Genomic DNA, 19,989 nt, shown 5'->3' with positions numbered 1-19,989 from the left:
TTGTTGGTGAATCGCTCGCAGTATGGATCGACCTCGGCGACAGTTGTCACCGGGTGGCGTTCAGCAGGGGTTTCACCGTTCCAGCGGGGCACCGACGGCAGGTGACCGGCAGGGGCACCACACCCCGCGGCGCATGACCACCCACCGCCGACCTCGTGGGGGAGGATCAGCGTGATCATTCAAGACACCATGCCGGCGACGGTACTCGCCGTCGGCAGGCTCATGGCCGGAACGGCGGGCGAAAGCCGCCGCTCCGCGCATCTTTTCGACCTGCACTCGGGGGGTTCTCACCCCGAATTCCTGCACGCCCGTTGCGGCGCGGCGATGCCTTACGACCACCTGGAATGGATCCCCGTCGGTTCGGGGATGCCCTGTGAGCGTTGTCTCGGCCTGGCCGGTTCGGCCGACCAGACGCGGTTGCCGCGGCCGAGCCGGGGGGTGTGACCGCGATGGCCGTCCGCCTCACCACGTTGTTGTTCCGCCGTGAGGACGAACGCCTGGCTTCGGCGAAGCGCCGCAACATCGGTCTCGAACTGCGTCAGCGGTTCGGTTTCAGCCTCATCCAGGCGCCGCTGCGCAAGCAGCCGCCGTGGAACTCCGAAGTGGATTTCCCCGGCAAGCGCGGCGCGCACCGGGATCTGATCAGGACCGGACGGCCGCTCGAAGGCCAGTTCGAGCTTTCGCCCTTGATCGGGCATCTGACCGGCCGGGCCTGATCACTCGAAGCGCTCAGGGCTTGCGGCCCAGCCCGCCGAGACCACCGGTGAAGGTCGGGTCGTCGGCGAACCTGTCGCTCGCGCGGGACGCCGCTTCGTCCAGATGCCAGGCGGCCATCCAGTCGATCCCCGGCTCCACCATCTCCAGTCCGTCGAAGAACGAGGCGAACTCCGCGCGGGAGCGCAGGTGGAACGGCGCGCTCGTCTTCTTGTAGAGCTCCTGGACGTTCTCCCGGTTGTCACCCTCCTTGCGGGTGACGCCGTCCTCGGTCAAGTGCGAGGACAGGAAGTACGAACCCGACGGCAGCAGGTCGATGTAGCGCTGGACCATCTCGTGGACGGGTTCGTCCGGGCCGAGGAAGTACAGCAGGCCGACCAGGACCAGCCCGATCGGCTGCCGGGGGTCGAGCACCCCGGTTTCGAGGGCGCGCTTCCAGATGTCGGCGGGATCCCGCACGTCGCCCTGCAGGACCGCGTGCCGTCCGAGCAGGCCCTCACGTTCCAGGAGCAGCTGGGAATGCGCGACGGCGACCGGTTCGATGTCGATGTAGACGACGCGGGACTCCGGGTTGATCGCGCTCGCGATCTGGTGGACGTTGCCGACGGTGGGCACGCCGGAGCCGATGTCGAGGAACTGGGTGATCCCCTGGCGCGCCAGGTATCCCACGCCGCGGCCGAGGAAGTCGCGCCCGACCCTGGCGAACGTCTTGACCTCCGGGAACTGCTTGAGCACCTGCGCGCCGAACTCGCGGTCGATGGCCCAGTTGGCCGAACCGCCGAGGAACCAGTCGTACACCCTGGCCACGTTGGGTCGTTCGAGGTCGACACCTTCGGGGGCTTCGGGGTCCTGCTGCGTCGTCATACCGTCACACCTCGTCAGAAAGCGGGTTTGCGGGCGACCCCGCCGATGGCGCAGTTAAGCGTAGGCGAGCCGGGGTCGTCCAGCCGCCATGCGCCGACCGGGACCAGGCCGGGTGCCACGAGGTCGAAATCCCCGAAGAAGCCGAGGATCTCCTCCTCGTCGCGGAAGGACGCCGGCGTACTCGACTGTTCGTACTGCTTCACGACGCGCTGGATCTGTTCCAGCTCGGCGCCTTCCACGCCGGACATCGTGACGTGGGAAAGACCGTAGAACGAACCTGCGGGCAGCAGTTCGCGGTACCGCGCGATGACGGGGGCCAGGCCGGGGTTCGGCACGAAATGCAGGACCGCGACGGTGAGCAGGGCGACCGGTTTCGCCGGGTCGAGCACGCCTGTGTCGAAGGCGCGTTCCCAGACGTCGTCCGCGTCGCGCAGGTCGGCGCCGATCACCGCGTGCCGGGCGGGGTCGCCGTTCTTCTCCAGCAGGATCCTGGCGTGCGCGACGGCGACCGGTTCGTTGTCGACGTACACGCAGCGGCTGTCACCGTCGGCCTCTCCGGCGATCTCGTGGACGTTGCCGACCGTCGGCACACCGGAACCGAGGTCGACGAATTGGTTCACCCCGTGCTCGGCGCAGTGCCGTACCGCGCGGCCGAGGAAGGCGCGGTTGGCCCTGGCGAGGGCACGGATGAGCGGGAAGGCCTTGACGAGTTGCTCGCCGAATTCCCTGTCCACCGCCCAGTTGGCGGTTCCGCCGAGGGCCCAGTCGTAGATCCGCGCGGCGTTGGGCCGCTCGAGGTCGACACCTTCGGGCAGGAACTGCGGGTCCACGCGCATGACCCTACCCAAGGGACGGCGTTCTTCCTCAGGATTGCATCTGATTGCGGTACAGCTCGGCGAGTTCCTTGAGGAACTGCCGGGTCTCCTGGCGTTCCAGCGCGGCGCCGCGCAGGCGGTCCCAAGAGTCGACGAAAATGTTGAAGTCCTTGACGTCGTCGAGGTACAACCCGCCCGCGGAGTGTTCGATGTAGACGAAATCCCTGGTGCGGTCGGGAAAACGCATGATGGTGAAGTCGTTGGGCACCGCGGCGAGCCGCGCGCCGAACGGCAGGACGTGCACATACACGCGCGGATGCTTGTCCAGGGCCAGCAGATGCTCGACCTGGTCCAGCATCACCGCCGGGGCGGAACCGCCGGGAGCGCGGCGCAGGGCGCCTTCGCTGATGATGAACCGATAGTAGGGCGGCTGTTGTTGCTCGAAGACGGCTTTGCGGTCCAGCCGGTTACGCACCAACGAGGTGACGTCGGTGGCGCCCGCTTCGGTGAACTGCTTGAGCATGTAGTGCTCGGACTGCAACGGGCCGGGGATGCGCTCGCCGTGCCAGGTGAGGATCTCCGCGGCGGCGGGTTCGAGGTCGGTGAAGGTGCGGAACCAGTGCGGCACCACGGATCGGTAACCGGACCAGTGGCCGCGCTGCCCGGCCGCGGCGCGGGCCAGGTTCATCAGCGTGTCGGCCTCGTCGCCGTTGATCCCGAACGCGTTCAGCATCGATCGCACATCCCCGAGCTTGACCCCGACGGCACCGGACTCGATCTTGTTGACCTTGCCCTGGGTGCAGCCGAGAACCTCGGCGACCTGTTGCTGTGTCATCCGCGCGGCGTTGCGGGCATGCCGGAGCTCGTTCCCGAGCTGCTTCCGGCGCGAGGTGACGGTGCTGGCCATCAGCCTTGCTCTCCCGGACCACATAGCCAGGACAGCGGCTCCCCGCCGTCCTGCGCGCGAATACTCGAACCCACCCAGGGTACTTCACCTTGCGGGGTTCGATGATGACATTGCGCAGCGTTCCAGGAAACGGCCGAAAACACCAGTCACCTGGTACGTCACCCTGGTGGCGGAACGATCTCGTCACATTTCGGGCACGTTCGTCGGGCATAGTGACCGAGTGGACCAATCCCCCTTCGCCCGGCAGGTCTCCGACGGTGTCTTCGGCTACGTGCAGCCCGACGGTTCGTGGTGGATCAACAACTGCGGCTTCGTCGCCGCGGGGGACCACACCGTGGTCATCGACACCTGCTCGACCGAACGGCGCACGCGCGCCCTGCTGGAGACGGCGGTGTCGACCGGCGGCGCGCCGGTGACCACTGTGGTCAATACGCATCACCACGGCGATCACACGAACGGGAATTACCTGGCGGCCGGCGCGACGATCATCGGGCACCGGAAGACGCGCGAAGTGATGGTCGCGACCGGGATCAACACCTACGGGAACGCGTTCACCGGGAGCGACTGGGGTCATCTGGAGCTGCGGCCGCCGGAAGTGCTGTTCGACGACCGGCTGACCGTGCACGCCGGCGACGTCCGGCTGGAACTGATCCATCCTGGACACGCCGCGCACACCACCAACGACGTGCTGGTCTGGCTGCCGGAGCGGCGGGTGCTGTTCGTCGGAGATCTGATCTTCAACGGTGGCAGCCCGTTCGCGCTGATGGGCTCGCCCGCGGGCTGGAGGAAGGCCCTGGACCTGGTGCGCGAACTGGAACCGGTGACGATCGTGCCGGGCCACGGCCCGGTGTGCGGGCCCGAGGCGATCGACGTCGTCGACGGCTACCTGGGTTTCCTGCAGAAACTCGCTTCGAAGGGGAAGGCCGCGGGCCTGACCCCGCTCCAGGCCGCCCGGGAAGCCGATCTGGGGCCCTACGGCGCACTGTCCGAACAGGAACGGCTGCCGGCGAACCTGCACCGGGCCTACGCCGAACTGGACGGCCTCGAGTGGGGCGCGCCGATCGACCTGGGGGCGGCCATGGCGGACATGGTCACCTATAACGGTGCCCCGATCCGGTGCTTCTCCTGACGCGCACCGGGCTTCCTCTGGCGACCCCCCGCCCTCCCGGACCCGGATGTCGCGAAAGCCACTTTCGCGACATCAGACGTCCCGAAAGTGGCTTTCGCGACACCCCGGAAATCCCGCACGCCCGAACCCCAGCCCCCCACCCGTCCCTGGGGGACGGCCCCGAACCCAGCGTATCGGTACCCACCCCCGGTGAGGGGTCGTCGAGCCGAGTTGTCCACAGGCCTGCCCACTTGTGGACAACTCGCGTTTGATCCCTTCTCGCCCCGGCGCCGTATCCCTCAACGGGGATAGGCTCGGCAAGGGAATCGAAGCGGAAGGGTGCGGATGAGCAAGAAGGCGAGCATCGGGGTCACCGGTCTGGCGGTCATGGGCCGCAACCTGGCCAGGAACCTGGCGAGGCACGGGCACACGGTGGCCCTGCACAACCGCTCCGAGAAGCGGACGAAGGAACTCGTCGAGCAGTTCGGCGACGAAGGCGACTTCATCCCGGCGTATTCGGCGCAGGCGTTCGTCGACGCGCTGGAGCGGCCGCGCCAGGTCGTGATCATGGTCAAGGCCGGTGCGCCGACGGACGCCGTGATCGACGAGTTCGTCCCGCTCCTGGAGAAGGGCGACGTGATCGTCGACGCGGGCAACGCGCACTTCGCGGACACCCGGCGCCGCGAAGCCGCGCTGCGCGAGAAGGGCATCCACTTCGTCGGCACCGGTGTGTCCGGCGGCGAGGAGGGCGCGCTGCACGGGCCGAGCATCATGCCGGGCGGGTCCAAAGAGTCGTATCAGTCGCTCGGGCCGCTGTTCGAGGACATCTCGGCGAAGGTCGACGGCGAACCGTGCTGCACGCACGTGGGCGCGGACGGCGCCGGGCACTTCGTGAAGATGGTGCACAACGGCATCGAGTACGCCGACATGCAGTTGATCGCCGAATCGTTCGATCTGCTGCGCGGCGCGGGCGGTTACTCCCCCGCCGAGATCGCCGAGGTCTTCCAAACGTGGAACTCCGGACGGCTGGACTCGTACCTGATCGAGATCACCTCGCAGGTGCTGGCCCACACCGACGCCGCCTCCGGCAAGCCGTTCGTCGACGTCGTGGCGGACCAGGCGGAGCAGAAGGGCACCGGCCGCTGGACCGTCCAAATCGGACTGGACCTGGGCGTGCCGATCAGCGGGATCGCCGAAGCCGTCTTCGCGCGGTCGCTGTCCGGTTCGTCGAACCTGCGTGAGGCCTCCCGTGGTCTCGGCGGCCCTTCGCGTACTCCGCTGACGGGGTCCGCTTTGGACACCTTCGCGGATGACGTCGAGCAGGCGCTCTACGCGTCGAAGGTGGTGGCGTACGCCCAGGGCTTCAACCAGATCCAGGCGGGCGGCGCCGAATACGGCTGGGACATCGACCTCGGCAAGGTCGCGTCCATCTGGCGCGGTGGCTGCATCATCCGCGCGAAGTTCCTGAACGACATCACCGCCGCGTACGCCGAAGAGCCCGGGCTGCCGACGCTCCTGACGTCCGGGGGCTTCCGCAAGGCCGTCGAGGACGCCCAGGACTCCTGGCGTTCGGTGATCTCCACCGCGGTGCGGCTCGGCATCCCGACCCCGGGCTTCTCGACCGCGCTGGCCTACTACGACGGCCTGCGCGCGGAGCGGCTCCCCGCAGCCCTGGTGCAGGGACAGCGGGACTTCTTCGGTGCTCACACGTACCGCCGGGTCGACCGGGAAGGCTCGTTCCACACCGCTTGGGCGGCCGACGGCCGTCCCGAGTCCTCCGCCTGACGGAGCTGAAGGGGCCTTTCCCCGCATCGCATGAGACGAAGGGGCCCTTCACCGCATCGCATGCGGTGAAGGGCCCCTTCGCTAACCGGCGATGCTAACCGGCGATCCGGACGTCCGGCCGGGCCCTCGCCTCGGCCGCGGCATGAGCGGCCAGCAACTCGGCGACCACCTTGTCCGGCTCGGTCCGCAGCCGTGACGGCAGGGTCTGGAGAACCAGAACACCGGCCGCCGCGTACCGCCCGTTCCTCGCCAAGGTCCGGTCGAACCCGTCCACGACCTTGAGATGGAACGACAACGAGTCGACCTCCCAGGCCAGCGCGACCTTGTCGAACCAGGCGTCCGGCTTGGCGACGTACTCGCCCGCCGCGTTGTACAGCTTCTTGTTCCACATCGGTTCCGGCAGACCGGATCGCGCCCAGACCCGCCGGGCATCGATCTCGGCGATCGACTCCTGCCCGGTGGCCAACTCCGCGAGCACATGCCGCGGCACCGCGCTGCCACGCTGACTGCCGTGGGCGAGTTCCCGGGACAACCGCTCGAAGGAGCTGTATTCGCGCTGAACCACTTCACTCATCAGAGCCCGGACGGGCCTGATTTCCGTCTGCCTGCGACAGACGTCGAGAGTGGCACGAGTGACTTCCGCCAGCGGGCGCCCACCTCGGGTCGCCGTTCGAGGCATCCGTTGCGTCCGCTCGACGACCACGAAGCCTTGGTTGTGCAGCTTCCGCTCGTGCGGCACCAGGAGATGGATCTCGTCGCCGGTGTCGGGCACATTGCGCAGGCCATAGGCCCGGCAGGCTTCACCGCCGGTGAGCAGAGCGGTCTCGCCGCCGTAAAGCATCGCCGCGGCGATCTGCTGTTCGCGGGTCGGTGGTGCGTTGAAGAGAAGGACGATGCCCGGCAAGAGTCTCGTCCATGGCCCACCGGGCCCGCATCTTCGGTACGTCGTGGTCGAAGGGACCCCCATTTCTTGAAGGCGCATCGCGCGGATGACGCCGTGGTCGCTGTTCTCCATCAGGAGTTCGGGGTCGTCGCCCCATGATCCTTTTTTCATTCTTCGATCGTGGGGCCGGCCGAGACGCCTGCCCAGCCCCGATTCCCGCACCTGTGGATAACCGGGGTGTTGTGGACAACTCTGAAGGGGCCCTTCCCCGCATCGCATAAGACGAAGGGGCCTTTCACCGCATGCGATGCGGGGAAAGGCCCCTTCAGCCCGGCGCGGCCCGAGCCCCAGGCGTCACCCGCGAGTAGCCGCGAAGGTCGCCTTGAGGTCGAAGCCGTTGGCCTCCAGCGTCTCGAACCGCGGCGCCGGGTCCGCGGCGAACAGGCGGCGCGCGGCGATGTGGTCCGGCGGCCGGTTCACCGACTCGACACCGGCGAGCACGCCGTCCCGGAACGACAGGACCGAGAACTTCCCGCCCTCCCGGTCCCCGGTCACGACGACCTTCTCGGACCCGGTCAGGATCCCGGCGATCTGCAGTTTCGCGCCGAGCTGGTCGGTCCAGAACCACGGCAGGCTGTCGTACGGCGCGGGTTCGCCCGCGATGGCTGCCGCCGCGGCCCGCCCCTGGTCGACGGCGTTCTGCACCGACTCCAGCCGCGTCGCCGTCCCCGCCTGGACGCACGGGAAGTTCGCGCAGTCCCCGACCGCCGAGATCTTCGGGTCGCTCGTGCGCAGGTGCTCGTCGACGACGACGCCGTTCGCCACGGCGAGCCCGGCCTCCTCGGCCAGTCGCGTTCGCGGCTCCACGCCGACCCCGACCAGCACCAGATCGGCGGGCAGCCGGACGCCGTCGCTCAGTTCCACCTCGCTCACCCGGCCGTCGCCGTGCAACGCGGCGACACCCTTGCCGAGCAGGATCGTGTGCCCGGCTCCCTCGTGCAGGGCGGCGAAGTACGCCGAGACCTCCGGAGTCGCGACGCGGGCCATCAGCCTGTCCTGCGCTTCGACGATCGTCACAGGCCGTCCGGCGTGCGCGGCGAACTCGAGCCCGATGAATCCGCCCCCGACCACGACGACGTTCTCCGCGCTCTCCAAGGCGGCACGCAACACGTCGGCGTCGTCCTTGGTGCGCAGCGTGAACACACCGTCCAAAGTGGACCCAGGGACGGGAAGCACGCGATTGACCGCGCCCGTCGCCAGCACGAGATGGTCGTACCCGTGGGCGCTCCCGTCCTCCAGCACCACCTTCGCGTCGTCACGATCCACCGACGCGACGCGGCCAGGGATCAGTTCGATGCCCTTCTCCGCGAAGAAGTCCTCGGGCCGCAGGCGCAGCTGGGCATCGCCCGCGGTTCCGGCGAGGTAGCCCTTCGACAGCGGAGGCCGTTGGTACGGCAGGCCGGGTTCGTCACCGATCAGCACCACCCGCCCGGCGAACCCCTTGTCCCGCAGCGAGGTCGCGACTCCGAACCCGCTCTACCCGGCCCCTACGACGAGGACGGTCTCCATCGGCGCTCCTTCCGTTGTTCCCGGTGTCCATTCAACACAGCCCCCGGCCCTTTCGACCGCCCTTTCGCACCGTGATCTTCACGCGGTGGACGCGCTACCGTCGTTCCCTGCCGGTCCACTGGCGTTCCCGCACGTGAGGAGGGGGTTCCATGACCCATCCCGAGGTCCATCCGGTCGACGCCCGCCCGCCGCTGCCGAAGCTGACCTTGCTCGGCTTGCAGCACATGTCGATCATGTACGCGGGCTCGGTGGCCGTCCCGCTCGTCGTGGGCAGCGCGCTGAAACTGGACGCGGCGACGATCGCGCTGCTGGTCAACGCGGATCTGCTGGTCGCGGGGATCGCGACGCTGATACAGGCGATCGGGATCGGAAGGATCTTCGGCATCCGGTTGCCGGTGGTCGCGGGCGCGACGTTCACCGTGGTCAACCCGATGATCATGATCGCGTCCCAGTACGGCATGCAGGCCGTCTACGGCGCGATGCTCGCGTCGGGTGTGTTCGGGCTGCTCATCGCGAAGCCGTTCGCGAAGATGATCCGGTTCTTCCCGCCGCTGGTTTCGGGCACGCTGCTGGTCGTCATCGGCATCTCGCTCATCGCCCCCGGAGTCGGCCTGATCGCCGGCCACGACACCGGATCGCCGGACTACGCGAAACCCGCGAACATCGCGCTCACGTTCGGCGTGATCGCGGTGATCGTGCTGTTCACGCGGGTCTTGCGCGGCTTCGCGAACCAGATCGGCCCGCTGCTGGCACTGCTGATCGGCCTCGTCGCGGCCGTCCCGATGGGCCTGGTGAGCTTCCAGGGCATCGCCGACGCCGACTGGTTCGGCCTCGCGTCGCCGTTCCACTTCGGCCCGCCGACCTTCCCGATCGCGGCCGTGCTCTCGATGTGCGTCGTGATGCTGGTGACCTACACCGAATCCACCGCGGACCTGGTCGCGGTCGGTGAGATCACCGGACGGCCGCCGACCGACTCCGACCTCGCGCGCGGACTCGCCACCGACGGCCTCTCGGCCATCCTCGGCGGCGCGATGAACTCGTTCCCGGACACGGCTTTCGCCCAGAACGTCGGCCTCGTGCAGATGACCGGGGTACGCAGCCGCTGGGTGGTCGCGATGACGGGCGGTCTCCTCGTGCTGATGGGCCTGGTGCCGAAGGTCGGCGCGTTCGTCGCGGCCGTGCCGGAACCGGTGATCGGCGCGGTCGCGGTGGTCATGTTCGCGATGGTCGCCGTGGTCGGCGTACAGAACCTGAAGAAGGTGGAGTTCTCGGGAAACCACAACACCTTCATCGTCGCGGTGTCGTTCGGCGTCGGCCTGCTGCCCGCCTTCTCGACGAACCAGTTCGGCAACTCGATCTTCTTCCAGCACTTCCCGGCGTGGTTGCAGACCATCTGCGGCAGCCCGATCACCGTCGCCGCGATCGTCGCGTTCACCCTCAACCTGCTGTTCAACCACCTCGGCAGGCGCCGGGAGCCGGATCTACTGAAAGCGCCCTAACACCAGAGCCACTTCGGCCACAGGTTGCACTCTTCGGTAGGCGTCGTGGACGGCGGCGTCGGCGGATTCGGGTTGGGCGGCTGCGGCGCGCCCGTGGACCCGGTCGTGCGCGGCGGGTCCGCCGGCCCGTTCGAGGAGGTCGGTGTCGTCGTCGGATCGTCGCGGGTGACGGAGGTCGGCGTGGCCGAACTCGACGCACGACGGCTGGACGTCGTCCTGCTGGGCTGCGACGAAGTCCCTCCGTCACCACCCTCGCCGGTTTCGACCGTCTCGGTGGACGGGACCGCGGACGTCGCGTCGGCCCCCCGGTTTTCCGAAGGGCGTTTCGGCATCTCGATGACGCTGATGTTGTTCGGCTGCGCATTCTGTTCGGGATCCGGGTCGAACCCGACGAGAACAGCGGCCGTGCCACAGGCGACGACCACGGCGATCACCACCGCGATCACTCTCCAGCGTGACTTTGCCCGTGACTCCTCGTGGTCGTCCCAGCCCTCGCGAATGAGCAGGTCGGCGACCGAAACGTCGTCGTCATCCACTAGCTGAGACCTTTCACGCCGGGAACGAGCGGACAGTAGTTTTACCGCAACTCACCGCCGAATGGGTGAAGTTAACCAAAAATTATTCACCCGATGGAACACCTTAGCGCGTGCCAGTCACACAGCGTGTATTCATATGCTTTTGCGCATATCTGCGGTGGTCGCCCTTCGGTTCGCGTATACAGCGCTCTCCGCGGGTGGTGTAATCGACGGTGCCAGCACCGGAAGAGGGGGTTCGGACGGATCATGGAGGCTGACGCCCTCGCCGTGCCGGGGGCCGGAAATTCCGGTCATCCGATAGGCACACCGCTCGGGAACGAGCCGGTCGGCGATCTCGGCCTCGCGGGCGACCACGCCGCCATCTGGTCGTACGACTTCGGGGGCGAGACGCTGTCTTGGCTGCCCGGACTGGAGAACCTGCTGGGTGGAGCCGATCTCACCGAAGCCGAGATCGAAGCCAGGCTGGCCGATCTCGTGGCGCCGCTGACCTCCGGCACCCGCACTTCCCCGCCTTGGCGCGAGTTCGAGCTCGAGCAGTCGTTCCGGAATCCGGCGGGCGAACTCCGCTGGGTCCGTCTGCGCGCCCGCACCATCGGCGACGAGACCGGCTCGTCGGGGCTGCTCGGGATCGCCACCGACGTGACCGACGTCCGCGAGAATCGGCAAGCCCTCGAGGATCTCACTGACCGTTACCGGCTTTTGGTGGAACTCAGTCCCGACGCGGTCTGTGTCCACGAAGCCGGCGTCGTCACGTACGTGAACAGAGCCGCTGTCACCGCGCTGGGGGCCTCCTCGACCGCCGAGCTGATCGGGCGGCCGATCATGGACTTCGTCGCCGACGAGTCGCTCCCCGCCCTCCTGGACAGGATCGCCTCGCTCCATCGCCAGGGCGCGTCGACCGACCCCACCGACACCGTCATGCTCCGCCTCGACGGCGCGAAATACCTGGTACAGAGCATTTCCGTGCGGACGACCTGGGAGGGCAGGCCCGCTTTCCAGGTCATCATGCGCGACATCAGCGCGCAGAAGGCCGCCGAAGCGACGCTTCGCTATCAGGCCGCGCTGATCAGCCATGTCAGTGACGCGATCATCGCGACCAGCGGCGCCGGCGTGGTGACCAGCTGGAACCCCGCCGCGGAGAACGTCTACGGCTGGACGGCGAGCGAAGCGATCGGTGGCACGGTCAGTGACCTCGTCGGCGCCTCGCTCGACCCGGAAGCGGTGCTGCGCAAGGGCGGCGTCATGCAGACGACCCACCGTCACCGCAACGGCTCGACCCTGGCCATCCGCATCTCGGCCGCGGAGATGACCAACGGGTTCGTCCTGGTCTGCGCCGACGAGACGGCCCGGCGGCGTGCCGAGCAGCACTACAGCACCGTGGTCGCGTCGCTCGACGAAGGCGTGGTCGTGATCGGTCCCGGCGGGCTCATCGAATCGGCCAACCCCGCCGCGTGCCGGATCATCGGCGTCGGCCACGACGATCTCATCGGCATCCCGTGCGTGACGCTGGAGCTGTACGACGAGCAGGGCCGCCTCCCACCAGCCAGGATGCCGTCGGTGATCACCCGGCGCACCCGCGTCACGCAGAACGGCCTCGTGCTGCGGCTGCGCAGGCCCGACGGCGCCGACGTCTGGATCTCGCTGACCTCGCGGCTGCTGACCCCCGAGGACCCGTCGGCCACCGCGGTGGTCACCTCGTTCACCGACATCACCGAACGCCGCGCCATCGGCGAGCGGCTCGCCCACGAAGCGACGCACGATCCGCTCACCGAACTCGCGAACCGGACGCTGGTGCTGGACAGTCTCGCCGAGGCGCTGTCCGGCGCGGGCCGCGCCGAGCTGACCACGCTGCTGTTCATCGATCTCGACAAGTTCAAGGTGATCAACGATTCCCTCGGGCATTCCGTCGGCGACAAGGTGCTCCGCATCGCGGGCGAGCGGTTGCGCCGGGGAATCGGCGAGAGCGACCTCGTCGGCAGGCTGGGCGGTGACGAATTCGTCGTCGTCACCGCGGAGATCACCGAACCGGGCGAGATCAAGGCGCTGGCCGAGCATCTGCGCGAGGCGCTGACCGAACCGATCACCGTCAACGGCAGGCAGCTGCACATCGACGCCAGCATCGGCATCGTCACCGCGGCCAACGACGACACGCGGACCGCCGAAGATCTGCTGCGGGACGCGGATGTCGCGATGTACCAGGCGAAAACGCTCGGCCGCGCGCGGTACGAGTTCTTCGACGTCGAGCTGCGCGAACGGATGCAGCGGCGGCTCCGCATGGAACAGGACCTGCGCGACGCCCTGCAGAACGAGGAACTCTGGACGGCGTACCAGCCTGTCGTGGACATCGAATCCGGTGAGATGGTCGCCGTGGAAGCGTTGCTGCGCTGGAAACATCCCGCGCACGGCACGATCTCGCCCGCCGAGTTCATCCCGCTGGCCGAGGAAAGCGACCTGATCAACCTGATCGGCAAGCACGTCCTGCGCACGACCACGCGCGAGATCGCCAAACGGCGCGAGCAGCTCGGTATCGACCTGAACCTCAAGGTCAACCTGTCGGCCCGGCAGCTGGACGACCCGCATCTCGTACCCACGGTGCAGGACGCGCTGAAGACCACGGGGCTCCCGCCGCACGCGCTGACCCTGGAAGTCACCGAAAGCGCGCTGATGCGGGATCAGGCCGCGGCCGCCGAAGTCCTCACGTCGTTGCGCGATCTCGGTGTCTCGCTGGCGATCGACGACTTCGGCACCGGCTATTCGTCGCTCGCGCAGCTGCAACGGCTCCCGCTCGACACGCTCAAGATCGACCGCACCTTCGTCACCGGCATCGCGGAATCGCGCGACGCGGCCGCGATCGTCAAGAGCATCATCGCGATGGCGCACGCCGTCGACCTGATCGTCGTCGCCGAAGGTGTCGAAGACGAAAATCAACTCACCGTCCTGCGTGAGCTGAACTGTGACCAGGCGCAGGGCTTCCACCTCGGCCGCCCCGCGCCCCCTGACGACGTTTTCGGAGCCGTTGAATGAGTGTCGAGATCAAGTCCGGAGAAGACCGCTACGACATCGTCGTGGACGGGAAGACCGCCGGATTCCTGGAAACCCGCACGCGACCGGACGCGATTCTGTTCCTGCACACCGAGATCTCCGACGACTTCGCGGGCCAGGGCCTGGCGGGCAAGCTCGTGACCGCGGCGCTCGACGACGTCCGGGCGCAGGGCAGGTTCGTCCTGCCCTACTGCCCGTACGTGCGCTCGTTCATCGCGAAGCACCGCGAGTACGAGGATCTCGTCCCCGAGGACAAGCGCGCGGAATTCGAACTCTGACCGCTCAGCCCGGATAGATCGTCAGCAGCTTCGCGAGTTCGTCCTCGGTCAGGACGACGTCCAGCTCGCGCAGTGTCGCGTCGAGCCGGTCGGCCGGGATCTCGGTGGTCTCCTTGGTCCCGTCCGGGCGCTCGACAATGAACTCCTCACCGACCAGTTTGCGGCTGAGCCCTTCCTCCAAGCGCATGATCACCAGCCGGCCGGTGAACGGCGACCGCGGATGCGTCGACGTGTAGTGGTGGTACACCTCGTAGTCGATCCGGTGCATCGGCGTGAGCGTGAAGGCGTGCAGGTCGGTCCAGTCGTCGCCCTCCTTTTTCTGCAGGCGCCACCAGTCGCCGTCCTGAACCAGCCGGTGCGGCCAGCCAGCCTGATCCACCACGGCGCCGTCGACGAGCGGCATCGGCACCAGCATCCCGGCGCCGAAACCGACGTCGACCAGGTGCTGGACGCCGCCGGCCTCGATCGCGAGCGTCATATGCGTGTACGGCCCGTTCCGCTGCGGCTGCACCCTCGCCACGAGACGGCGCACAGGGTAGCCGAGTTGCTCGGCGGCCGCGGCGAAGAGGCTTCCGTGCTCGTAGCAGTAGCCGCCGCGATGACGGCGGACGAGCTTGCCGATCACGTCGTCGAGCGCGATCCCTTTGTGCTGTCCCAAAACCACATCGACGTTCTCGAACGGAACGGCGAGGATGTGCGCCTTCGCCAGTTCACGCAACGCGTCGGCGGAAGGCTTCGCCCGGTCCTGGCCGATCCGGCCGAGGTACGCGTCGAGGTCGAGGGTGTCGACGGTCCATTCGTCGACCTGCTCAGCTGCGAGTGTCATACCCCGAGCCTGACACCTCCACCTGACTCGAAGTCAAGATCAGCGACCAGCCTCACTGGATTCAGACCGGACGGTTTGCCCGCCCGGCTGCCCTTGGCCGTTCGGCGTCACGGCCTGCCTGGCGGGCGCCGGAGCCGACCCGAACGCCGCGTGCGTCCAAGCGCCGCCGGCGAACACGGCCGCCAGCACGACCAGCCCGGCCAGCACCTGCGTCGTCCGCGAGAACGGCCGCGCGGCGCGGCGCATCTCGCCGTGGAGGTCACCGGTCACCGCCGGGCCGGAGACGATCTCCTCCGCGGTCGGTTCTTTTGACGACATCGGAACTCCTATTCGTGACGCAGGGCGTCGATCGGCCGCAGCTTCGCGGCCCGGTTCGCTGGGAAGACCCCGAAGAACAGCCCGATCAGGGCGGAGACCGCGAAGGCGAGGAAGATCGAGGACGGCACCACGACCGGCTGGATCCCGGAAATGGTGAACCGGCTGCCGATCAGTCCGATCGCGACGCCGAGCAGGCCGCCGAACAGGCTGAGCATGGTCGCCTCGGCGAGGAACTGGCCGAGGATGGCCGATCGCGGGGCCCCGACCGCCTTGCGGATGCCGATCTCGCGGATCCGTTCGGTCACGGTCACCAGCATGATGTTGGTGACGCCGATCCCGCCGACCAGCAGCGAGATCGCCGCGACGGCGGCGAGCAGCACGGTGAACGTGTCGGTGGCCGACGTCCGGGTCGCGAGCAGTTGCTCGGAGTTCTGGATCTGGTAGTCGGCGGTGCCGCCCGCGCGGATCCCGTGCCGCGCGTCGAGGATCGCGGTGATTTCGGCCTGGGCGAGGGAAACGGAGTCCGCGCCGGTCGCCTGCACGGCGATCTGGCTCAGGCTTCCGTAGCCCGCCAAGGAGTTCTGCACCGCCGAGATCGGCGCGATGGCGGTGTCGTCGGCGTTCTGCGGGCCGGTGCTCCCCTGGGCTTTCAGCACTCCGGCGACGGTGAACTGGATACCGTCGAGCAACACGTTCCCGCCGACCGGCTCGGCCGTGCCGAAGATCGCCTGAGCCGTCGTGGCACCGAGGACGACGACCTTCCGCGCGGCCGTGACGTCCTCGGCGGTGAACAGCGCGCCGTCGGCGATCTCCTTGTTGGTCGTGGTGAAGTACGCGGGTTCGGTCCCCACGACGCTCGGGATGTCGTACGACGTCTGCCCGCGGGTCGCGGTGGCCGTCGTGGTGACCACGGGCGACGCCGCCTCGACGTCCGGCGCGCCGATCGGGTCGACGAGCGCGTGCGCGTCCTGCACCGTCAGCGGGCGCGCCGTCGCGCTCTGACCGCCGCCGCGCGCCGGGGAGACGTTGACGACGTTGGTGCCGAGTCCCTGGATACTCGCCGCGATGGCGGCGGAGGCGCCGTTTCCCACCGCGACGAGCAGGATCACCGCCGCGACGCCGATGGTGATGCCGAGCGTCGTGAGCGCCGACCGCAGTTTGTTCGCGGTGAGACCGCGGATCGCGAAACGCAGGATCTCCAGGAAGTTCACGACGTCGCCCCCACGACGCCGGTCATCTCTTCGGAGACGATCAGCCCGTCGTCGACGCGGATCACGCGGCGCGCGTGCGCGGCGACCTCGTCCTCGTGCGTGATCACCACGATGGTGCGGCCGAGCCGGTTCAAGCGGTCAAACACCCCGAGGACGTCCGCGGTGCTGCGGCGGTCGAGGTTGCCGGTGGGCTCGTCGGCCAGCAGCATCGCGGGTCCGGTGACCAGCGCCCGCGCCACGGCGACGCGCTGGATCTGCCCGCCGGACAGCTCGCCGGGCAGGTGCTTGGCACGATCGGACAGGCCGACCATCTCCAGCGCGGCGAGCGCGCGCCGGCGTCGCACTGACCGGCGAAGTCCACTGTAGACCAAAGGAAGCTCCACATTGGACACCGCGGACGTACGAGGGACCAGGTTGAACGACTGGAAGACGAAGCCGATCTTGCGATTGCGCAGCAACGCCAGCTGGCGTTCGTTGAGCTCGCCGACACCGAAACCGTCGAGCAGGTACTCGCCCGAGGACGGCACGTCCAGGCAGCCGAGCATGTTCAGCAGCGTCGACTTGCCGGAACCGGACGCGCCCATGATCGCGACGTACTCACCCGGCAGGATGGCGAGGTCGACGCCGCGCAACGCGTGCACGGCGGTTTCCCCTTCCCCGTAGGTCTTGCGCAGCCCGGAAACCGCGATCACCGGGTTCATCCCCGACCGCCGAATCCGCCCCCGGCACCGGTGCCGCGCTGGCCGCCGCCGGGGAAGCCCCCGGTGCCGCCCGTCCGCCCGGTACCGGCGGTGCCCGTGGCGGCCGTCGCGGTCAGCACGACGTTCTCCCCCTCGGTCAGCCCCGAGGTGATCTGCACCGTCGATTCGCCGCGGAGACCGACCTGCACCCGGCGCTGGACGTTCTGGCCGTTCTCCTGCACGGTGACGACGTTCCCCCGCACCGCGGCGGCGGGCACGCTCAGCGCGTTCTGCGCCTCCGCGACGGTGACCACGACGCTCGCCGACTGGCCGGGCCGCAGGCCTTCCGGCGGATCGGCCAGCGCCAGCTTCGCGCGGTAGGACACGACACTGCCGCTGGTCGTCGGTGTCAGGTCGACGCTGGAGACGGTCGCCTGGACCGGCTTGTCCGGCGACGAATTCAGCGTCACCGACGCCTTCTGGCCCGCCTTGACCTTGCTGACGTCGATCTCGGCGATCGAGGTGTCGACGACCAGGTCGGTCATGTTCGTGATGGTGATGAACCCGGTGCCGCTGGAAGCGGACGACGTCGTGGCGCTGGAATTCCCGCCCTGGGTGGACAGTTGCGAGCTTGCCGAAGAGCCGCTGGAGGACTGCTGCCCGACGGTGCCGCTGATCGCGGTGACCGTCCCCGCGCCGGGCGCGTGCAGGGTGGTGTTGTCGAGCGCTGTCTGCGCGTTCTGGACGTCGAGCTCGGCCTGGTCCACCTTGGCCTGTGCCGAAGCGACACTGTTCTGAGTGCTTTGGGCGTTCTGGCCGGCGCTAGGGGTGTTCTCCGCCGTCTCGGCGGTGTCAAGGTTGTCCCGGGCGACCGAGAGGTTCGCCTTCGCGACCTGAAGCTCCTTCGCGGCCTGAGCGCTCTCGATGGTCGCGAGCTTCTGGCCCACCGACACGACGTCGCCGACCTTCACGTCGATCGACACGACCTTGCCCGCCGTCGCGAAGTTCGCGGTGCCGGTGTAGCCGCTGGCGAGCGTCCCGGCGGCGGAGACGGTCTCGGTGACCGTGGCCCGGCGGACCGGCGTGCTGCGGGTCTGGGCCTCCGCCGTGTTCTGTTCGGGGCTGAATGCCTGATATATCCCGAAACCTGCTCCGGCCAGCAGCACGATCAGGGCACCGTTGATCACCCAGGCCTTGGAGGGGCGAACTCGCGTCATGCGGCGACCCTGCTGCCGCTGGTTGGCAATGACCTGTTGATGGGCTGTGTGTCAGCTGTGGATGTGGGCGAGGTGATCCGGGCTCGGGCATGAAAAAACCGCCTCGATGTGCATCGAGGCGGTTCTGCGAGCGGTGGCCAGGGCCGGGGTCGAACCGGCGACCTTCCGCTTTTCAGGCGGACGCTCGTACCAACTGAGCTACCTGGCCGGGAACGCCGGCAAGTAGCCGAACGATCTTGCGACCCTGACGGGACTCGAACCCGCGACCTTCGCCGTGACAGGGCGACGCGCTAACCAACTGCGCCACAGGGCCTTGCATACTGCTTTGTAACTGTACTGCGTACTCCCAACGGGATTCGAACCCGCGTTGCCGCCTTGAAAGGGCGGAGTCCTAGGCCGCTGGACGATGGGAGCCCGGTCCGGTTTCGGCGAACCGATCCGACCCGCGCTCTCCGGTGTCCCCGGGAGCGAACATAACTATAGGACACGCTCGTTTCAGCTCCCGCACAGGGGGTCCTCTAGTTGTTCACAGGGCTGGGACCTGCGAGAACGCGGTGACTTCAGGATATCAGGGCCGAGGTGTCCCGCAGGGCGCCGAGACGTCGCCGGAGCTCGTCTCGCTCGTCATCCGTGAGGGTGACGGCGAGGAGTTCGGTCACGCGCTGATCGGTCAGGTCCTCTGCGTGCCGCCACCGCTGCCGCAGATCGCCCTTGGCCTCGGCCGCGGCGATCAGCGCGTCCGCGGCCTCCTCGGGCCACGCGGTGCGCAGGAGACGACCACGTCCGCCTTCCGGGTCCGCGACGACGGCCTCGGGCACCGTCAGGCCAACCGCGCGAAGGGCGGCGAAATGGACGCCGCCGCGGAATTCGCGGAAGACCATGAGCGCGAACGCCAGGCGCTCGACGGTGTCTTCCGGACGTTCGGCGAGTTGCCATCCGGCGAACAACGCGAGACCGCTCGCGTCCGCCGCGTCCACGAGACGAAAGAGCAGATCCGCCGTACGGCCGGGGCCGTCGGCGTCCGAAAGGCTGACGTGCGCCCACTTCGCCGATGACCGCGAGTAGGCGCGGACCGCGGAAGCCGCGTCGAGAGCCGCCATCGCGGGCGGCAAGGCGAACTCGAAGAGCCACCGCGGGAAGATCCCGAACAGCTCCGCGACGACCTTCGGCGGCGGGTCGCCCAGCACCGCCGAACGCCCTCGCAGATAGAGCGTCCGCGGCGGTAGGCCCACCTCGGCTTCGACCTCGGCGAGCTCCGGGGAGGTCATGAACTTCCCGCCCAACACCTGCACCACGTCCCGGATTTCCCGCGCCGCCTCGTCACCCATACCGCTCACGCCTTCCCGCCAGTTGAATAATAACAGTGTTACACAACTGGCGGACCCCTCGTCGAGCGCAAACGAAAGCCCGGCCCCGCGGCGAACACCACCGCGCGACCGGGCCTTGCGGACGAACTCAGCGCTGGACGGGCGCCTGCCCGTCCTGGTCCAGCGTCAACCCCAGCATGTCCAGCAACTGGACACAGTCATCGACGCCCAGCGCCCCGTTGGCCACCGCCAGCCGGGCACGCCGCACCTGGTCGTCGGACACCCGCTGGGTGTCCCCCTGACCCGTGCGCTGCGCCGGCAGACCACCGGCCAACGTCGTCGAGCTTCCCCCATCGGCACCTTCGTACCGAAGGAGGAACTGTCGCACTTCCACAGACCCACCCATGGTTCCTCCAGACGGCCAACGAAC

Annotated in this window: 19 protein-coding genes, 3 tRNA genes and 1 pseudogene; 7 read left to right on the top strand and 16 right to left on the bottom strand. The window is 68.3% G+C overall.

Annotation, left to right across the window (positions count from 1 at the left end; translation table 11 throughout):
• Window positions 1-171: 171 nt before the first annotated feature.
• Window positions 172-444: a hypothetical protein gene (locus ACLJRM_RS25440; protein WP_101611959.1), complete on the top strand. Its 273-nt coding sequence runs from the start codon at window positions 172-174 to the stop codon at window positions 442-444.
• 5 nt (window positions 445-449) lie between these two features.
• Window positions 450-716 (top strand): hypothetical protein, encoded by a 267-nt coding sequence (locus tag ACLJRM_RS25435; RefSeq protein ID WP_168214472.1) that lies wholly within the window; start codon window positions 450-452, stop codon window positions 714-716.
• Window positions 717-729: 13 nt separating this feature from the next.
• Here the strand turns inward: ACLJRM_RS25435 and ACLJRM_RS25430 are convergent, their stop codons facing one another.
• From ACLJRM_RS25430 to ACLJRM_RS25420, 3 genes are read right to left on the bottom strand one after another with little or no spacing between them, the layout of a single operon-like run.
• Window positions 730-1,578, bottom strand: coding sequence for an SAM-dependent methyltransferase (locus tag ACLJRM_RS25430; RefSeq protein ID WP_101611957.1), 849 nt, complete (start codon window positions 1,576-1,578; stop codon window positions 730-732).
• A gap of 14 nt (window positions 1,579-1,592) precedes the next feature.
• The gene (locus ACLJRM_RS25425) at window positions 1,593-2,414 is read right to left on the bottom strand and encodes an SAM-dependent methyltransferase (RefSeq protein WP_101611956.1); all 822 of its coding nucleotides are present in this window, start codon (window positions 2,412-2,414) and stop codon (window positions 1,593-1,595) included.
• Window positions 2,415-2,442: 28 nt separating this feature from the next.
• Complete coding sequence (locus ACLJRM_RS25420; protein ID WP_005163455.1) at window positions 2,443-3,300, bottom strand: helix-turn-helix domain-containing protein; 858 nt, start codon at window positions 3,298-3,300, stop codon at window positions 2,443-2,445.
• Between the two features lie 220 nt (window positions 3,301-3,520).
• Here ACLJRM_RS25420 and ACLJRM_RS25415 point away from each other — a divergent pair, with 220 nt between their 5' ends.
• Both ACLJRM_RS25415 and gndA read left to right on the top strand, forming a co-directional pair.
• Complete coding sequence (locus ACLJRM_RS25415; RefSeq protein ID WP_410664470.1) at window positions 3,521-4,429, top strand: MBL fold metallo-hydrolase; 909 nt, start codon at window positions 3,521-3,523, stop codon at window positions 4,427-4,429.
• A gap of 324 nt (window positions 4,430-4,753) precedes the next feature.
• Window positions 4,754-6,193 (top strand): NADP-dependent phosphogluconate dehydrogenase, encoded by a 1,440-nt coding sequence (gene gndA / locus ACLJRM_RS25410; RefSeq protein ID WP_101611954.1) that lies wholly within the window; start codon window positions 4,754-4,756, stop codon window positions 6,191-6,193.
• 94 nt (window positions 6,194-6,287) lie between these two features.
• Here gndA and ACLJRM_RS25405 read toward each other — a convergent pair whose 3' ends face one another.
• The gene (locus tag ACLJRM_RS25405; protein ID WP_410664469.1) at window positions 6,288-7,247 is read right to left on the bottom strand and encodes a hypothetical protein; all 960 of its coding nucleotides are present in this window, start codon (window positions 7,245-7,247) and stop codon (window positions 6,288-6,290) included.
• Between the two features lie 183 nt (window positions 7,248-7,430).
• Window positions 7,431-8,645: pseudogene (locus ACLJRM_RS25400) on the bottom strand (NAD(P)/FAD-dependent oxidoreductase).
• 149 nt (window positions 8,646-8,794) lie between these two features.
• Here ACLJRM_RS25400 and ACLJRM_RS25395 point away from each other — a divergent pair.
• The gene (locus ACLJRM_RS25395) at window positions 8,795-10,144 is read left to right on the top strand and encodes a nucleobase:cation symporter-2 family protein (RefSeq protein ID WP_410664468.1); all 1,350 of its coding nucleotides are present in this window, start codon (window positions 8,795-8,797) and stop codon (window positions 10,142-10,144) included.
• Here the strand turns inward: ACLJRM_RS25395 and ACLJRM_RS25390 are convergent.
• Complete coding sequence (locus ACLJRM_RS25390; protein WP_101611950.1) at window positions 10,141-10,680, bottom strand: serine/threonine protein kinase; 540 nt, start codon at window positions 10,678-10,680, stop codon at window positions 10,141-10,143. The genes ACLJRM_RS25395 and ACLJRM_RS25390 overlap by 4 nt on opposite strands.
• 246 nt (window positions 10,681-10,926) lie before the next feature.
• Between ACLJRM_RS25390 and ACLJRM_RS25385 the strand changes: the two genes are divergently transcribed.
• Window positions 10,927-13,704, top strand: coding sequence for an EAL domain-containing protein (locus tag ACLJRM_RS25385; RefSeq protein ID WP_410664467.1), 2,778 nt, complete (start codon window positions 10,927-10,929; stop codon window positions 13,702-13,704).
• Window positions 13,701-14,000, top strand: coding sequence for a GNAT family N-acetyltransferase (locus tag ACLJRM_RS25380; RefSeq protein ID WP_410664466.1), 300 nt, complete (start codon window positions 13,701-13,703; stop codon window positions 13,998-14,000). Before ACLJRM_RS25385 ends, ACLJRM_RS25380 begins: the two co-directional genes overlap by 4 nt.
• 4 nt (window positions 14,001-14,004) lie before the next feature.
• On the opposite strand, the gene ACLJRM_RS25375 is transcribed toward ACLJRM_RS25380, so the two are convergent.
• The 10 genes from ACLJRM_RS25375 to ACLJRM_RS25330 all read right to left on the bottom strand — a co-directional run bounded on the left by ACLJRM_RS25375 (window position 14,005) and on the right by ACLJRM_RS25330 (window position 19,965).
• The gene (locus ACLJRM_RS25375) at window positions 14,005-14,826 is read right to left on the bottom strand and encodes an arylamine N-acetyltransferase family protein (protein WP_410664465.1); all 822 of its coding nucleotides are present in this window, start codon (window positions 14,824-14,826) and stop codon (window positions 14,005-14,007) included.
• Window positions 14,827-14,865: 39 nt separating this feature from the next.
• A complete protein-coding gene (locus ACLJRM_RS25370; protein WP_410664464.1) occupies window positions 14,866-15,144 on the bottom strand; it encodes a hypothetical protein in 279 nt (92 codons plus the stop codon).
• 8 nt (window positions 15,145-15,152) lie between these two features.
• Window positions 15,153-16,355, bottom strand: coding sequence for an ABC transporter permease (locus ACLJRM_RS25365; protein ID WP_101611946.1), 1,203 nt, complete (start codon window positions 16,353-16,355; stop codon window positions 15,153-15,155).
• Window positions 16,352-17,056, bottom strand: coding sequence for an ABC transporter ATP-binding protein (locus ACLJRM_RS25360; RefSeq protein WP_410664463.1), 705 nt, complete (start codon window positions 17,054-17,056; stop codon window positions 16,352-16,354). The genes ACLJRM_RS25365 and ACLJRM_RS25360 overlap by 4 nt, the downstream gene beginning before the upstream one ends.
• A complete protein-coding gene (locus ACLJRM_RS25355; RefSeq protein WP_410664462.1) occupies window positions 17,053-18,252 on the bottom strand; it encodes an efflux RND transporter periplasmic adaptor subunit in 1,200 nt (399 codons plus the stop codon). The genes ACLJRM_RS25360 and ACLJRM_RS25355 overlap by 4 nt, the downstream gene beginning before the upstream one ends.
• A gap of 134 nt (window positions 18,253-18,386) precedes the next feature.
• Window positions 18,387-18,460: transfer RNA gene (locus ACLJRM_RS25350), tRNA-Phe, on the bottom strand.
• 31 nt (window positions 18,461-18,491) lie between these two features.
• A tRNA-Asp gene (locus ACLJRM_RS25345) sits at window positions 18,492-18,565 on the bottom strand.
• A 28-nt stretch (window positions 18,566-18,593) separates the two neighbouring features.
• Window positions 18,594-18,666: transfer RNA gene (locus tag ACLJRM_RS25340), tRNA-Glu, on the bottom strand.
• Window positions 18,667-18,812: 146 nt separating this feature from the next.
• On the bottom strand, window positions 18,813-19,580 hold the full coding sequence (locus tag ACLJRM_RS25335; protein ID WP_101611943.1) for an SCO6745 family protein: 768 nt from the start codon (window positions 19,578-19,580) through the stop codon (window positions 18,813-18,815).
• Window positions 19,581-19,707: 127 nt separating this feature from the next.
• On the bottom strand, window positions 19,708-19,965 hold the full coding sequence (locus ACLJRM_RS25330; RefSeq protein ID WP_101611942.1) for a hypothetical protein: 258 nt from the start codon (window positions 19,963-19,965) through the stop codon (window positions 19,708-19,710).
• Window positions 19,966-19,989 lie beyond the last annotated feature (24 nt).

Origin of the sequence: Amycolatopsis sp. lyj-84, assembly GCF_046549075.1 — a bacterium.
In the GTDB taxonomy this organism is placed as follows: domain Bacteria; phylum Actinomycetota; class Actinomycetes; order Mycobacteriales; family Pseudonocardiaceae; genus Amycolatopsis.
The sequence above is the reverse complement of the archived record's forward strand: the minus strand, read 5'-3'. Positions and strand labels throughout refer to the sequence as shown.

What these genes read in the sequence shown, in the direction of transcription:
- ACLJRM_RS25380 (WP_410664466.1), top strand. Translation starts at nt 13,701, where the DNA reads ATGAGTGTCGAGATCAAGTCCGGAGAAGACCGCTACGACATCGTCGTG.
- ACLJRM_RS25425 (WP_101611956.1), bottom strand. Translation starts at nt 2,414, where the DNA reads ATGCGCGTGGACCCGCAGTTCCTGCCCGAAGGTGTCGACCTCGAGCGG.
- ACLJRM_RS25370 (WP_410664464.1), bottom strand. Translation starts at nt 15,144, where the DNA reads ATGTCGTCAAAAGAACCGACCGCGGAGGAGATCGTCTCCGGCCCGGCG.
- ACLJRM_RS25430 (WP_101611957.1), bottom strand. Translation starts at nt 1,578, where the DNA reads ATGACGACGCAGCAGGACCCCGAAGCCCCCGAAGGTGTCGACCTCGAA.
- gndA (WP_101611954.1), top strand. Translation starts at nt 4,754, where the DNA reads ATGAGCAAGAAGGCGAGCATCGGGGTCACCGGTCTGGCGGTCATGGGC.
- ACLJRM_RS25375 (WP_410664465.1), bottom strand. Translation starts at nt 14,826, where the DNA reads ATGACACTCGCAGCTGAGCAGGTCGACGAATGGACCGTCGACACCCTC.
- ACLJRM_RS25330 (WP_101611942.1), bottom strand. Translation starts at nt 19,965, where the DNA reads ATGGGTGGGTCTGTGGAAGTGCGACAGTTCCTCCTTCGGTACGAAGGT.
- ACLJRM_RS25435 (WP_168214472.1), top strand. Translation starts at nt 450, where the DNA reads ATGGCCGTCCGCCTCACCACGTTGTTGTTCCGCCGTGAGGACGAACGC.
- ACLJRM_RS25335 (WP_101611943.1), bottom strand. Translation starts at nt 19,580, where the DNA reads ATGGGTGACGAGGCGGCGCGGGAAATCCGGGACGTGGTGCAGGTGTTG.
- ACLJRM_RS25420 (WP_005163455.1), bottom strand. Translation starts at nt 3,300, where the DNA reads ATGGCCAGCACCGTCACCTCGCGCCGGAAGCAGCTCGGGAACGAGCTC.
- ACLJRM_RS25355 (WP_410664462.1), bottom strand. Translation starts at nt 18,252, where the DNA reads ATGACGCGAGTTCGCCCCTCCAAGGCCTGGGTGATCAACGGTGCCCTG.
- ACLJRM_RS25385 (WP_410664467.1), top strand. Translation starts at nt 10,927, where the DNA reads ATGGAGGCTGACGCCCTCGCCGTGCCGGGGGCCGGAAATTCCGGTCAT.
- ACLJRM_RS25405 (WP_410664469.1), bottom strand. Translation starts at nt 7,247, where the DNA reads ATGAAAAAAGGATCATGGGGCGACGACCCCGAACTCCTGATGGAGAAC.
- ACLJRM_RS25395 (WP_410664468.1), top strand. Translation starts at nt 8,795, where the DNA reads ATGACCCATCCCGAGGTCCATCCGGTCGACGCCCGCCCGCCGCTGCCG.
- ACLJRM_RS25360 (WP_410664463.1), bottom strand. Translation starts at nt 17,056, where the DNA reads ATGAACCCGGTGATCGCGGTTTCCGGGCTGCGCAAGACCTACGGGGAA.